Raw genomic sequence first — 13,022 nt, forward strand, 5'->3', positions numbered from 1 at the left:
AAGATATTCTATTTGCCAGGTATGTTTTCTTTTAAATTAAACGCGTTGTTAATAACGTCAACTAACGCTTTCACTTTGTTTTCTGAAGTGAGTTCATAGCGATATTCGTCTTCAATACTGCCCATTTTGGTTTCTGTGTTTCTGAATTCCATTTTACTGGAAACAAATGCCTTGGCAGTGGCGTGGAATTGTGTGGCTCCGGTTTGGTCAATAAGGGTTTTGATATTGTTTTCATTGATTCCCGCACCAGGCATAATGGTAATCTGCCCGTTTGCCCTTTTTACCAGCTGCGCTATTTTTTCCGCGCCCAGTATTGCTGAAGAAGCACCTCCGGAGGTAAGCACCCTTTTGATCTGGAGTGAGATCAGATCCTCCAGCGCCTGATCCATATCGTTACTCATATCAAATGCCCGGTGGAAAGCTACACCCATAGGTTTAGCCAACTCAATAAGTTCAGCACACCTTTCCTTATCAATTGTTCCATCAGCTTTAAGTATCCCGATAACCACACCTTCACAATTTAATGATTTACAGATTTCTATATCTTCTTTCATGATTTCGAATTCCATTTCGGAATATAAAAAATCTCCTCCGCGGGGACGGATAATCGGCCAGATTTCGATAGACAGGTTTTTCTTGGCTAGTGCCAGCTGACCATAACTTGGGGTAGTTCCACCTTCCGCCAGGTTATCACAAAATTCAACTCTTTTTGCACCACCATTTTGGGCAGCCAATGCCGATCGGTAAGAATTGGCACATACCTCTAAGCATGGAATTACTTCTTTATTCATGGTATTTGGATTCGGGAAAGGTTCTTATCGTCACCCGGAAGTTTATTTAAGGGTCTATTTAAAAGTAAGGATACTGCAAATCAAGTCTCCATTAAAAATTAAAATCAGATAAATATTTGAACTCAGCTTAATAATAACTTTTGCCTTTGATTAAAAGATCCTGTTTTTCCGCATTGCAGACCGCATAACTAAAACCTTGTTGGATGGCATAAGCGCCATATTCGCCTTTTTTGTTGATGGCTAAAAACCCAACCTGAATATTCTTGGCTGTTTCGGGCTTCTTTTTGATAATGCGCATCACTGCCTCCTTGCAGGCGGCCTCCGGACTATAACCCTGGCGCATCAGCTCTACCACCAGGAAGGAACCTACATTCCGTACCACTTCTTCGCCCACACCCGTTGAGGTTGCACCGCCAACCTCATTGTCTACATAAAGGCCAGCGCCAATAATCGGACTATCGCCAATCCTACCATGTAATTTATAAGCCATGCCACTGGTGGTACAGGCACCAGAAATATTACCTTTCGCATCAATAGCCAACATCCCAATGGTATCGTGATTGTATTGATTCCCTGGCAATTTTTGCGGCGCTGCTTTTTCGTAAAGTTTATTTTCGATATTCATTACCGGCGCATATTTCGCCGTTTTCAGCCATTCTTTCCATGCTTTTTCGCTGGCAGGCGTAAACAGGTTCTCTTTTTTGAAACCCTGTTCCAATGCAAACTGTAATGCACCATCGCCAGCCAACATCACATGTGGTGTTTTCTCCATCACTTTACGTGCTACCGAGATAGGATGTTTAATATGCTCAAGTGCCAAAACAGCACCACAGTTACCCAATTCGTCCATAATACAGGCATCAAGCGTAACATGACCATCACGGTCGGGCAAACCGCCATAACCTACAGATTGATTTTTTTCATCGGCTTCCGGCACCCAAACGCCCTGTTCTACAGCATCTAAAGCGCGACCGCCAGACGATAAAACTTTCCAGGCATCAGCATTTGCTGCAATACCAAAATCCCAGGTGGAAATTACGATCGGAATATTTCCTGCTTTTGATGATTTCTTTGGAAAAGCCTGGACAATACTACTTTGATCAATAGCCATCAGTCCGGCTGACAGGGCAGATGCCTTTATAAATTTACGGCGGTTAAACATTGGTGTGGTTTGGTTAACGGTTTAATTGAAATATTGGTTGGGGTTGTTTGAAAATTGCGAAATAATGATTAATCGTTTTACTATGGTGTAAAGATAGCGGTTCGATCATTGATTATTGCTATTCAATGGTAAATCGATCGGCATCTTTTAAAAACGGAAACTGCCTCCTGATTTTAACCAGCTCTTCGTAATTGATACTGAAAGTATATAAATCTTCATCTTCGGGTTTATAATAAACGGTGTTGCCGTATGGATCCAGACACATTGATAATCCGCTATGGTAAATTTGGTTTCCATCATGCCCAACACGGTTTACGGCAATTACATAACTTTGGTTTTCGATAGCTCTGGCGGGGATCAGGGCTTTCCAGTGTGCCGATCGTTTATCAGGCCAGCTGGCTACCAGGAGCAAAATATCATATTCTTCGTCTACATTACGTAGCCAAACCGGAAAGCGTAAATCATAACATATCGCCAGTCTGATCCTCCAGCCTTTGAGCTCAACAATGAGTTTGTCCTTACCAGGACTAAAGTGCTGGTCTTCATTGCCCATGCCAAACAGATGGCGTTTATCGTAATGCTGGTGTCTGCCACCTGGCTCCATCCAGATCAGGCGGTTGTAATATTGGTTGTTTTCTTTTATAATCAGGCTACCTGTAACCACACAATTGTACTGATGTGCCATTTTCTGCATCCATTGCATCGTTTTTCCACCCATTTCTTCGGCTAACGCTTCAGAATTCATACTAAAACCGGTATTGAACATTTCAGGTAAAATAATAATATCGGTTTTCTCCCTCACACCCATTGACAGTCGAAGTGCCAGATTGAGAAGATTTTTATCAATGTTCTCCCAGAAAAGATAAGCCTGAAAAACAGTTACTTTCAGATTTTCTACTTGGGTATAAACAGGTGCTTCCATGGTATATCGGTTGGTCTGGTTAAACGTTTTTTAATTTCTCGGCTGCCTTTGCGAGGGTATCATTTTCTTTGGCAAAGCAGAACCTGATAATTTTATGGTCAGTTGCCTTTTGGTAGAATGCAGAAACCGGAATGGTGGCCACTCCAAACTCTTTCACCAACCTGATGCTAAAATCGGTATCTTTTTCATCACTGATACTGCTATAACTTGCACATTGAAAATACGAACCATTACAAGGCAGAAGTTTAAAGCGGCTTTCGGCCAGGAGATTTCTGAAATAATCCCGTTTCAATTGAAAGAAACTGCCAATTTCGGTGTAATTTTTGGGTTCTTTAATGTATTCGGCGATGGCCTGCTGCATGGGACTATTAACGCTGAAAACATTAAATTGGTGTACCTTCCTGAATTCTTTGGTCAAATCCTCTGGCGCAAGGCAATAACCCAGTTTCCACCCTGTAGCATGTAAGAGCTTACCGAAAGAGGCCACAACAAAGCTTCTTTGCCTCAATTCGGGATAAGACATTACACTCTGATGCGTTTGCCCGTCATAAATGAGGTGCTCGTAAACTTCATCGCTTAAAATCACAATGTCAGTACCGCTCACGAGTTTTATAAGCGATTTCATATCGTCTGAGGATAGAATGCTGCCCGTAGGATTCTGTGGGGTATTTAAGATGATCATCCTGGTTTTTACCGTAAATAACTTCTTAACCATATCCCAGTCAATGCCATAATCAGGCGGAGCCAGTTCATAAGTTTTTACCAGTCCTCCAAGCAGTTTCACAGTAGGTGCATAACTATCGTAAGCCGGCTCAAAAATAATCACTTCATCACCAGCATTAATAATGGATGCCAGTGCAGTAAAAATAGCCTGTGTTCCACCTGCGGTGACGGTAATTTCCGTATCAGGATTATACCTGATGTTATATAGCTTTTCAACTTTCTCTGCAATGGTTTCTTTTAAAAAAATAGAACCAGGCATGGGTGCATATTGATTGAAACCATCTTTCATGGCTTTATTGACCAATTCAATTAGTTTTGGATCACATGCATAATCAGGGAAGCCCTGAGAAAGATTAATGGCATTATATTCAGCAGCAAGTTTACTCATCACCGAAAAAATGGTGGTGTTTACCCCGGGAAGTTTAGATTGTATATGAAGCATCTTATAAGCGAAAATAGAAAAAAAAAGTTTAACACTTGAGAGCCTATGGCAAAAGCCCATGATAGGTTGTTGCAATTATTGCATACGGATTTCGCTGAAAATCATCACGCGCTTGTATAACTATTTAGAAACTAAATACTTGTTTTGGTAAGTTTTACTCCAAGCCATGGAATCATTATAGCTATGAAATTTACAGGAAAAGATTAGTGCGCTACTGTGGCAGCATCTGAAGAGGCTTCCACTTCGGAAGTAATAAACCTTCTGCCGATTAGCAGACAGCCTAAAGCTATAAAGGCAGCGGCTGTCATAACCAATGGCATCGGCACCACCGAGTGTTCGCTAAACAAACTTACCATTACTGAAGCCAGGGCACCCAGTCCCATCTGCAAAGCGCCCATTAAGGCCGATGCACTGCCTGCATTTTTAGAAAACGGAGCGAGCGATAAAGCAGCTGCATTAGGATTAATTAATCCCAGGCAGGCTAAAAATAAGGCGATAAAACCAATGGTAGTGTATAAGTCCAGCCAGTTATTTAAGGCAAAGATCAAAAATACTAAACTGACGATACATTGAGCAATAAGTGCATAAGTGACTATTTTTTTGCTGGTAAACCATTTTAATATCAGACTATTTACCTGACTCGAACCGATAAACGCTACCGACAGCAAGGCGAAAATCCAGCCGTAACCGGTTTTACTTACTTCATATATTTTCATAAATACGGTAGGGGATGAAGATACATAAGCAAATAAACCTGAAAAGGTGATTGAACTAATTAACGCATAGGTATAAAACTGTGGTTCTTTTAAAACCGTAAGGAAATTGGTTAAAATGGGTTTAGGTTTTAAAGAATAGTCAGGATCTGGTGTATAACTCTCCGGCAGTTTAAAAACGGAGGCCAGTAGCATGAAGATGGCCATTAACCCTAAAAATACAAACACATATTTCCAGCCTAACGCAGAGATCAGGTATCCGCCTGCGGTTGGAGCCAGCATAGGCGAAACGGCAATTACTAACATCAGTGAAGCAAATACTTTTGGGCTTTCATCTACCGAAAACAGATCCCTAACCATTGCAACCGAGGCTACAGCGGTAGCACAGCTTCCGATGGCCTGCACAAAACGCAGCACAATCAATTGGTTTACATCAGTTACGGCTAAACATAAAAAAGAAGCAAAAATATAAAGCGCCAAACCAAAGTATAGCGGTTTTTTCCTGCCGAATTTATCTAAAAGCGGGCCATACAATAACTGACCAGCTGAAATCCCAATAAAAAAACTGGATAAAGAAAGTGCTACGGTGGATTCTGTACTTTTTAAATCCTTTGCAATATCAACAAAGCCAGGCAGATACATATCAATAGAAAAAGGACCGAGGGCAGCCAGCGAGCCTAAAATAAGGATTAATAAAAAGTGTTGTTTTTTAGCCATTGATCTGATTATTTTCCGAGGCGCAAAGATTGGGAGATTAATTTTGTTAACCTAATCTACAGGTTGAACGATTGTAAAATTGTGGGCCGCAATCAAAAGGCAGGATGATTATTACGTGCCAATTGTTAAAATGAACCAATCTCTTCGATAATTCGCCAGATTATTTTTAGATTTATTGCCTATGACTTTTAAGACGAAAGAAAGCCGTTTGCTACTCGTTCTGGGTAGTTTTTTTGTAGCAAATGCTATATTATCAGAATTTATTGGGGTTAAACTATTCAGCGTTGAGGAAACATTGGGCTTTAAAAAGTTCAATATTAATTTGCTGGGCGTTCCAAACCTGTCTTTCGTGATGTCGGCAGGGGTTTTAACCTGGCCCATTATTTTCATTATGACAGATATCATCAACGAATATTTTGGTGTAAAACAGGTTCGTTTCTTATCTATCCTTACTTCCATTTTAATTGCGTTTGCTTTTCTGGTGGTTTGGGGATCAATGCACTTAAGTGCCGCAGATTTTTGGGTACATCAGAACATCAATGGAGAAGACCTTAATATGAATAATGCCTTTGCAGGGATTTTTGGGCAAGGCATGTGGATTATTGCAGGTTCCATTACGGCTTTTATTATCGGACAGATGGCAGACGTGCTCATTTTCCACCGAATTAAAAAAATTACAGGTGAACGTGCTTTATGGCTGCGTGCAACCGGCTCCACATTGGTTTCTCAACTGATCGATAGTTTTGTGGTGATTTTTATTGCATTTTATTTAAATCCACAATACCATTATAGCTGGAAAATGGTTGCTGCAATTGGCTTGGTTAACTATACCTATAAATTTGTTGTTGCTATCTTGATGACGCCTATATTGTATATTGTACACACGGTTATCGATCGTTATTTAGGGAAAGATCTAGCTCAAAAACTGATTAAGATGGCCGGGAGAGGATAAATTTTTTAATTACCTAAACCATTTGATTAATGAAATATACCTTAATATTACTTTTCCTTTTCTCCTTATTTGCTTGTAAGCGCAAAGATGGAAACAAAAAAGATTCAGTTCTTGATATTCAAGGCACCTGGCAACTGGTTTCAGCCACAACTATTGATAAAGGAAAAAGCGAAACGACTGATTATTCCGGAAAACTAAAAATGATCAAGTTATTTAATAAAAGCCATTTTGCTTTTCTAAGGCATAGCCTTGATCCGAAAGATACTGCTAGCTTTGATGCAGGAGGAGGGACTTTCGTTTTGAAGGGCAGTGATTATACTGAACATCTGGAGTACTACAAAAATAAAAACTGGGAAGGCAAAAAGTTTAATTTCAAACTAGACATCCATCAAGATACCCTGATCCAAAAAGGAGTTGAAAAGGTCGAAGCAGCAGGGGTAGATCGGGTGATAATCGAAAAATACGTGAGAATAAAACAATAGATATTTGCAATTAGCAGTTCCAAAATTAAAGAGAAATATTGTCGTTTTGTTTTAAAATCAATCGCCTTATTGTTTTATTATGAAACATGTTGTATCTTTGAATTATGGCATATGAAATATCAAAAAAAGAAATAGGGGAAAGAATAGCTACCCTTCGTTCGAAAAAAGGTCTCTCCCAAGAAGATTTGGCAAAAAGTATTGCCATTTCAAGGCCGTCTTTAACACAGATCGAGTTGGGAAATCGAAGTGTAAGCCTAAGTGAAATGCAAAAACTTTCCATAACGCTAGGTTTTTCCCTTGATGATTTTATGACTAAAGATTTTCTGGCTAATCAAAGTCTGCAGCCATCGGATCACTCAGCAGCTGAGATTACAGAAGAGCGCATTTCTGTACCAACCTTAAATGTAAACAAGTTTAAAAATGTTTTGCTTTATATTCTAGAGCGTTGCGCCGGTAAACCTAATGTTGGTGAAACTGTACTGTATAAACTCCTGTATTTTTCTGATTTTAATTATTACGAGTTGTATGAAGAGCACTTAACAGGAGCGAAGTACAAAAAATTGCCGTATGGCCCTGTTCCCCAAAAGTTAGATGCCATTATTAATCAGATGATAGATGCCAATCAGCTTCAAAGGATTAAGACAGAATTTAAAGGTTATCCGCAAAAGCGCTACCTGCCACTTGAAAAAGCCGATTTAACTGTACTTAAGGCTAGTGAGAAGGATGTTATAGATAAAGTAATTGAACAGATGAGCGATTGGTCTGCCACAGCCATAAGCGATTACTCACATAAAGATTTGCCCTGGGAGGTTACCGAAGAAGGTAAGGATATAAGCTATAATTTAGCTTTCTATAGAGAACTGCCTTATTCCGTTCGCGTTTACGATGAAGAAGAAAATGATTAATGATGCTTTTTGAATCAATAGACGAATTTAATAAGGATTTCAAAAAACTTTTGAAGCGATACCGCAGTTTGCAATCTGATTTGGAAGATGTGAAAGTGATTTTAAGGGTTAAGCCAGATGAACGTAATCCTTTTAGTTTCCGTATTGATAATTTAGGCATAACGACATGTGTCATTAAAGTTAAAAAAATTACCTGCGATAGTTTAAAAGGCCGTGGAGTAAACTCAGGTTTAAGATTAATTTATGCTTATTTCCTAGAAGAAAAAAAGATCGTTTTTATTGAACTTTACCATAAAAATGATAAGGAAAATGAAGACCGGCAGCGTATTTTGGATAATTTTAACTAATGCAAAAGGCCGGACTCGCTCCGACCTTTGTACTTAACAACAAAACAAATAAAAAAATTAACCTTAAAAAAATAAGTTAGAGGCTGGCCAGTTCGGCAGCAAAAACATTTTCGCTCAATTGCTCCTGTTTATAAATCTGTCTGCCCGTATAGGCCACAAAAACAGATTGATCTAAAAGCAAATCACGGTTTCTAATCAAACTTTCCAGCTTAAGCGTACCTACCACATATTTGTAACTGCTGGCCGCATAGCGCTCGCTAATGTTATCAAACTCCAACAGCGTAATCAGGTCTTCATCTGCATAACGTAAATAAATTTCCAAAAGAATCTCTTCTGTATGTTTTACGCCATTTTCTGAATGATATTTTTTGTATTCATAACGGTAATCGTACCTTAAGGCAGCAATATCAGAAAGCACGGCAGCACCAGTAGGGTGGCCGCCCGCACCTTTACCGTAGAAAAATTGTTTATCTGCAAAAGCCGCCTGAACGGCAACTGCATTGTATTCATTTTCTACATTGTACAGAAAATCATCTTTAGCTACGAGTTTAGGTAGTACATAAGTCACAATATCTTTTGTGTTTACTTTACGCGCTGTAGGAACTAATTTAATCTTAAAGTTTTTTTCGCGGGCATATTTAATGTCATTGTTGGATAGGTTCTGTATACCAATATTTAAAATAGCATTGGGATTAACAAATAAACCGTAAGCATGCGCTGTAGCAATCGCGAGTTTGTATTTTGGATCGTAGCCGCCCACGTCTAAGATCGGATCAGTTTCCGCAAAACCTAAATCCTGTGCTTCTTTTAACGCCGAATCGTAACTTTGGTTCTCATTAAATATCTTGGAAAGGATATAATTAGATGAGCCATTAAAAATTCCGCTCAAAGCATGAAACAATTCATTATCGTAGTACTCTTCTAAATTCCTGATAATCGGAATACTGCCACAAACTGCACCTTCATACAATAGCGAAGTGCCGTGCTTTTGTTGTAAATCAACCAGCTCTTTTAAGTGTATGGCAATCATTTTTTTATTGGCAGAAACTACATTTTTACCGTTCTTTAATGCGGCCGTTACAATCTCATAGGCTGCGTCGGCATCATTGATCAATTCTACAATGGTATTGATTTCCGTATTATTCAATATCTCGTTACGATCAGTAGTAAACAGATCTTGATTAAGGGTACGCTTCTTCCTCGGATCTTTTATCGCAATTTTAATGATCTCCAGGTTTAAGTTCTGGCTTTGGATAATATCCAATAAACCTTGTCCTACTACACCGAAACCAAATAAACCGATTTTTAAATTCTTACTCATTATTGTTTTTATGATTACACAGATAGGTCGGTTACACCGATATAACTGTTCTTATTTTTGTAATTTTTTTTAAATTTTATTCCGGTATCCAGTTTTCTTACCTTCTACCTTTATACCCTCAACCCTCTACCTTTCTAACCCGTATGCTGTAGTTTGATTATTTTCTTGTTACGGCTTTCTTTCATAAAGTTTCCGATTACATTGGTCAATGCATTGGTTTCGATTAAAAAACCATCATGTCCGTAATCTGAGTGTAAAGCAATAAATTCTGCCCCGGAAATATGGTCGGCCAGGTATTTTTGCTCCGAAAGCGGGAACAACACATCATTTTCTATTCCGATGACCAGGGTGTTCGCCTTAATTAATTTTAAGGCATCGCCAATACTTTTGCGGTTACGGCCAACATTATGGCTGTCCATTGCTTTAGTTAAATAATAATAACTGTAAGCATTAAAGCGGTTGATCAGTTTTTCGCCCTGATAATTCTGATAAGAAGACGACCTGAAGTTGTCAGTTTTATCGTTAACACTTTCTACCTGTGTACTGCCATAAGCATCGTAGGTTCTATAGCTTAAAAGCGCAATGCTACGGGCAGTTTTTAAACCTTTGCTACCACCGTTTGGTTGGTTAGCGTAAAAAGTTCTATCGGTAGTAATGGCCAAACGCTGGCTTTCGTTAAAAGCGATACCCCAGGGAGAATGTGCTGCATTAGTGGCAATTAAAATCAGGTTTTCAATTTTATTCGGGTCTGAAATACTCCATTCAACTGCTTGTTGTCCGCCCAAAGAACCACCTATTAACAACTTGATATAGTCTACGCCTAAATGCGAAGCCAATAACTGGTGTGCTGATACCAAATCGCGAATGGTAAACTGTGGAAAAGACAGGTAATATGGCAGGCCTGTTACCGGATTTGTACTCAAGGGGCTAGTGCTGCCATAATGAGAGCCTAAAACATTGGCGCAGACAATATAGTGTTCCGCAGGATTGAACAAAGCATTTTGCCCGAACAAACCTTCCCACCATTCAAAAACATCTGCATTGGCAGTAAGTGCATGGCAAACCCAGATTACGTTATCTTTAGCCGCATTTAGTTTCCCATAAGTTTGATAAGCAACCTGCAGGTTACGGATTTTTTTTCCGTTTTCTAATTTAAACTGTTTATGATGATTATATATTGATGCTGTACTCATTGTTTTGTTGTATCGGAAGGTAAATGTGCTTAAGCTAATAAACTCTCGGTAGAAACTTGTGCGTTAATGGCTGCAAATGCCTGTTCGAAATCAGCTTTAATATCATCGATATGCTCAATACCAACTGAGACCCTTAAGGCGTTTGGTTTTACGCCCGCGGCCAGTTGTTCTTCTTCACTCAATTGCTGGTGTGTGGTGGCCGATGGCTGGATGATCAGCGTTTTGGCATCGCCCACGTTGGCTAGGTGCGAAACCAATTTCAAATGATCAATAACCTGCGTGGCATTTTCCTTGCTTCCGTTTAGTTCAAAAGACAGTACGGCTCCAAAACCATTGCTTAAATATTTTTTCGCAAGATTGTTGTATTTGCTACTTGCTAATCCGGGATATTGTACTTCTTTAACCAGCGGATGGTTTTCTAACCAGGTGGCCAGTTCAAGGGCATTATCAACATGGCGTTGTACGCGGAGCGATAGCGTTTCCAGTCCTTGCAACAAAAGAAAAGAATTAAAAGGCGATAGGGCAGGCCCAAGATCTCTTAATCCTTCTACACGGGCACGGATGATAAACTGAATATTACCGAACGGCCCGCCAATGCCAAAAACATCACTAAAAACCAAACCATGGTAACCTGCTGAAGGCTCGGAGAACTGCGGGAATTTCCCGTTACCCCAGTTGTAGTTTCCGCCGTCGACAATTACGCCGCCGATGCTTGTTCCATGACCACCGATCCATTTAGTTGCAGATTCGACCACGATGTTTGCTCCATGTTCTAATGGCTTAAACAAATAACCTCCTGCACCAAAAGTATTATCAACCACCAAAGGAAGATCATATTTTTTGGCAATAGCGGCAATCTTCCCAAAATCAGGTACACTAAAGGCTGGATTGCCGATGGTTTCCAGGTAAATGGCTTTCGTTTTGTCGGTAATTTTAGCTTCAAATTCCTCAGGCACATCCAAATTGGCAAAATCTACATGGATACCTAAACGTTTAAAAGCCACTTTAAACTGGTTATATGTTCCGCCATAAATGTGAGAAGAAGAAACAATACTATCACCAGCCTCCAGTATATTATTCAAAGCGATGAATTGTGCAGCTTGCCCTGAGGCCACGGCCAGAGCAGCAACGCCACCTTCCAAAGCGGCAATACGTTTTTCAAAAACATCGTTGGTTGGATTCATGATCCTGGTGTAGATATTACCAAACTCCTTTAGAGCAAATAAATTGGCACCATGTTCAGCACTATTGAACCCGTAAGACGTTGTTTGGTAAATGGGGACGGCTCTTGAACCTGTTGTTGGATCTATTTCCTGACCAGCGTGTAATTGTAAAGTTTCAAATTTATATGATGTTGACATAATTTCTGTTTTAATTTATGAATTGATGAGATAAATGGCTTAGGGTAGTCCTAAAGCTTAAAAGGGCGTATCCCGTTATCCGGGACCTTCCAGTTTGAGGGAAACAAAAAAGGAAGATTTTTAAATTACTGTATGCAACAGCACATACAAGCCATAGCAGGCATATAACTGCAAGTAACAGAAATAGGAACTTGTCTTACCTTTTTAAGGTCTGCATTGGATTCGCTTAGCGATCGAAGATTTAATGTTTTCATCAGTTATAATTTATATCACCAAATAACACCATGTTATCTGGTCAGGAATTGGCACCTTCTCTTTCTGAGGGTTGCCAGTGGGTCATCGAGCCAGTCTCTCGCCACTTCTTTATAAATCAACCTGTGAAGATTGACTTTTATTTAACTTTCCGCCAAATAATATTTCAAATGTCAGGATAAATTTTTAATACACAAAATAAAATTTTGATTTTTAAATAAATAACTGATAACTAGTTGTTTAATTTTATGTTGCGCTGCTAAAATCGAACTTTCGATGTGAAATTAGCACTTAATATGCTAAGTTTGCGCTACCTATCTAAATATGATTATCATGAAAAACAAAAGTGTTTTAGGTTTAAGCCTGCTATTCACGGTGATGTTTGTCAGCACCACCAATGCCCAATTTGGAGGTTTAAAAGATAAATTATTAAAAATCGGAACTGCCCAGGGTGCCAAAGCCTTAGGGGTAGACAGGTTTCTGAAACAGCCCGCTGCCATAACCACCAGTTTCGAAGATGTAAACAGGGAAGGAGAAAAAATGCCCGACTTTATTACTTCGTTAAATTTAAAGGCACAACCATTGTATTTACTACCTAAAAATCCAGAGGGCGGTTTTGTACTTTGTGAGGGGCTTTATGAGATGACCAACAAAAGTTATTGTTTGAAGGCCGGAACATTTGCGCCGTCAAAAGGCGATGGTTATATGTTTGCTCCTGTACTAGGTTCTAAGGAATAAA

Annotated in this window: 13 protein-coding genes and 1 riboswitch; of the genes, 5 read left to right on the top strand and 8 right to left on the bottom strand. The window is 39.4% G+C overall.

Features of this window, described 5'->3' with window-relative positions:
* Positions 1-8 precede the first annotated feature (8 nt).
* From ACFE6N_RS06135 to ACFE6N_RS06155, 5 genes are all read right to left on the bottom strand, one after another.
* Complete coding sequence (locus ACFE6N_RS06135) at positions 9-791, bottom strand: copper homeostasis protein CutC (RefSeq protein ID WP_378934795.1); 783 nt, start codon at positions 789-791, stop codon at positions 9-11.
* 127 nt (positions 792-918) lie between these two features.
* Positions 919-1,953, bottom strand: a complete 1,035-nt coding sequence (locus ACFE6N_RS06140) for a N(4)-(beta-N-acetylglucosaminyl)-L-asparaginase (RefSeq protein WP_378934797.1) — start codon at positions 1,951-1,953, stop codon at positions 919-921.
* Positions 1,954-2,071: 118 nt separating this feature from the next.
* Complete coding sequence (locus ACFE6N_RS06145; protein ID WP_378934799.1) at positions 2,072-2,875, bottom strand: nitrilase family protein; 804 nt, start codon at positions 2,873-2,875, stop codon at positions 2,072-2,074.
* A gap of 19 nt (positions 2,876-2,894) precedes the next feature.
* Complete coding sequence (locus ACFE6N_RS06150; protein WP_378934800.1) at positions 2,895-4,040, bottom strand: methionine aminotransferase; 1,146 nt, start codon at positions 4,038-4,040, stop codon at positions 2,895-2,897.
* Between the two features lie 203 nt (positions 4,041-4,243).
* On the bottom strand, positions 4,244-5,470 hold the full coding sequence (locus tag ACFE6N_RS06155) for a multidrug effflux MFS transporter (protein ID WP_378934802.1): 1,227 nt from the start codon (positions 5,468-5,470) through the stop codon (positions 4,244-4,246).
* A 181-nt stretch (positions 5,471-5,651) separates the two neighbouring features.
* Here ACFE6N_RS06155 and ACFE6N_RS06160 point away from each other — a divergent pair, with 181 nt between their 5' ends.
* From ACFE6N_RS06160 to ACFE6N_RS06175, 4 genes are all read left to right on the top strand, one after another.
* Positions 5,652-6,422, top strand: coding sequence for a queuosine precursor transporter (locus ACFE6N_RS06160; protein ID WP_293742017.1), 771 nt, complete (start codon positions 5,652-5,654; stop codon positions 6,420-6,422).
* A gap of 29 nt (positions 6,423-6,451) precedes the next feature.
* Complete coding sequence (locus tag ACFE6N_RS06165) at positions 6,452-6,904, top strand: hypothetical protein (protein WP_378934804.1); 453 nt, start codon at positions 6,452-6,454, stop codon at positions 6,902-6,904.
* A 104-nt stretch (positions 6,905-7,008) separates the two neighbouring features.
* On the top strand, positions 7,009-7,809 hold the full coding sequence (locus ACFE6N_RS06170) for a type II toxin-antitoxin system antitoxin SocA domain-containing protein (RefSeq protein ID WP_378934806.1): 801 nt from the start codon (positions 7,009-7,011) through the stop codon (positions 7,807-7,809).
* Positions 7,809-8,156 carry a hypothetical protein gene (locus ACFE6N_RS06175; protein WP_378934808.1) on the top strand — a complete coding sequence of 116 codons (348 nt, stop codon included), beginning with the start codon at positions 7,809-7,811 and terminating at the stop codon, positions 8,154-8,156. Before ACFE6N_RS06170 ends, ACFE6N_RS06175 begins: the two co-directional genes overlap by 1 nt.
* A gap of 76 nt (positions 8,157-8,232) precedes the next feature.
* Here ACFE6N_RS06175 and ACFE6N_RS06180 read toward each other — a convergent pair whose 3' ends face one another.
* The 3 genes from ACFE6N_RS06180 to ACFE6N_RS06190 all read right to left on the bottom strand — a co-directional run bounded on the left by ACFE6N_RS06180 (position 8,233) and on the right by ACFE6N_RS06190 (position 12,031).
* On the bottom strand, positions 8,233-9,477 hold the full coding sequence (locus ACFE6N_RS06180) for a homoserine dehydrogenase (RefSeq protein ID WP_378934810.1): 1,245 nt from the start codon (positions 9,475-9,477) through the stop codon (positions 8,233-8,235).
* Between the two features lie 134 nt (positions 9,478-9,611).
* The gene (gene metX, locus ACFE6N_RS06185) at positions 9,612-10,670 is read right to left on the bottom strand and encodes a homoserine O-acetyltransferase (RefSeq protein ID WP_378934812.1); all 1,059 of its coding nucleotides are present in this window, start codon (positions 10,668-10,670) and stop codon (positions 9,612-9,614) included.
* Between the two features lie 29 nt (positions 10,671-10,699).
* Positions 10,700-12,031, bottom strand: coding sequence for an O-acetylhomoserine aminocarboxypropyltransferase/cysteine synthase family protein (locus ACFE6N_RS06190; protein WP_378934814.1), 1,332 nt, complete (start codon positions 12,029-12,031; stop codon positions 10,700-10,702).
* 261 nt (positions 12,032-12,292) lie between these two features.
* Positions 12,293-12,403, bottom strand: a riboswitch (SAM riboswitch).
* A 213-nt stretch (positions 12,404-12,616) separates the two neighbouring features.
* Here ACFE6N_RS06190 and ACFE6N_RS06195 point away from each other — a divergent pair.
* The gene (locus ACFE6N_RS06195) at positions 12,617-13,021 is read left to right on the top strand and encodes a hypothetical protein (protein WP_378934816.1); all 405 of its coding nucleotides are present in this window, start codon (positions 12,617-12,619) and stop codon (positions 13,019-13,021) included.
* The last annotated feature ends 1 nt before the right edge of the window (position 13,022 follow it).

It is taken from the genome of Pedobacter sp. BG31, from assembly GCF_042464845.1.
In the GTDB taxonomy this organism is placed as follows: Bacteria; Bacteroidota; Bacteroidia; order Sphingobacteriales; family Sphingobacteriaceae; genus Pedobacter; species Pedobacter suwonensis.

Bases quoted from the DNA above. Each gene is read 5' to 3' on its own strand.
- ACFE6N_RS06135 (WP_378934795.1), bottom strand. From the start codon at position 791: ATGAATAAAGAAGTAATTCCATGCTTAGAGGTATGTGCCAATTCTTAC.
- ACFE6N_RS06140 (WP_378934797.1), bottom strand. From the start codon at position 1,953: ATGTTTAACCGCCGTAAATTTATAAAGGCATCTGCCCTGTCAGCCGGA.
- ACFE6N_RS06145 (WP_378934799.1), bottom strand. From the start codon at position 2,875: ATGGAAGCACCTGTTTATACCCAAGTAGAAAATCTGAAAGTAACTGTT.
- ACFE6N_RS06150 (WP_378934800.1), bottom strand. From the start codon at position 4,040: ATGCTTCATATACAATCTAAACTTCCCGGGGTAAACACCACCATTTTT.
- ACFE6N_RS06155 (WP_378934802.1), bottom strand. From the start codon at position 5,470: ATGGCTAAAAAACAACACTTTTTATTAATCCTTATTTTAGGCTCGCTG.
- ACFE6N_RS06160 (WP_293742017.1), top strand. From the start codon at position 5,652: ATGACTTTTAAGACGAAAGAAAGCCGTTTGCTACTCGTTCTGGGTAGT.
- ACFE6N_RS06165 (WP_378934804.1), top strand. From the start codon at position 6,452: ATGAAATATACCTTAATATTACTTTTCCTTTTCTCCTTATTTGCTTGT.
- ACFE6N_RS06170 (WP_378934806.1), top strand. From the start codon at position 7,009: ATGGCATATGAAATATCAAAAAAAGAAATAGGGGAAAGAATAGCTACC.
- ACFE6N_RS06175 (WP_378934808.1), top strand. From the start codon at position 7,809: ATGATGCTTTTTGAATCAATAGACGAATTTAATAAGGATTTCAAAAAA.
- ACFE6N_RS06180 (WP_378934810.1), bottom strand. From the start codon at position 9,477: ATGAGTAAGAATTTAAAAATCGGTTTATTTGGTTTCGGTGTAGTAGGA.
- metX (WP_378934812.1), bottom strand. From the start codon at position 10,670: ATGAGTACAGCATCAATATATAATCATCATAAACAGTTTAAATTAGAA.
- ACFE6N_RS06190 (WP_378934814.1), bottom strand. From the start codon at position 12,031: ATGTCAACATCATATAAATTTGAAACTTTACAATTACACGCTGGTCAG.
- ACFE6N_RS06195 (WP_378934816.1), top strand. From the start codon at position 12,617: ATGAAAAACAAAAGTGTTTTAGGTTTAAGCCTGCTATTCACGGTGATG.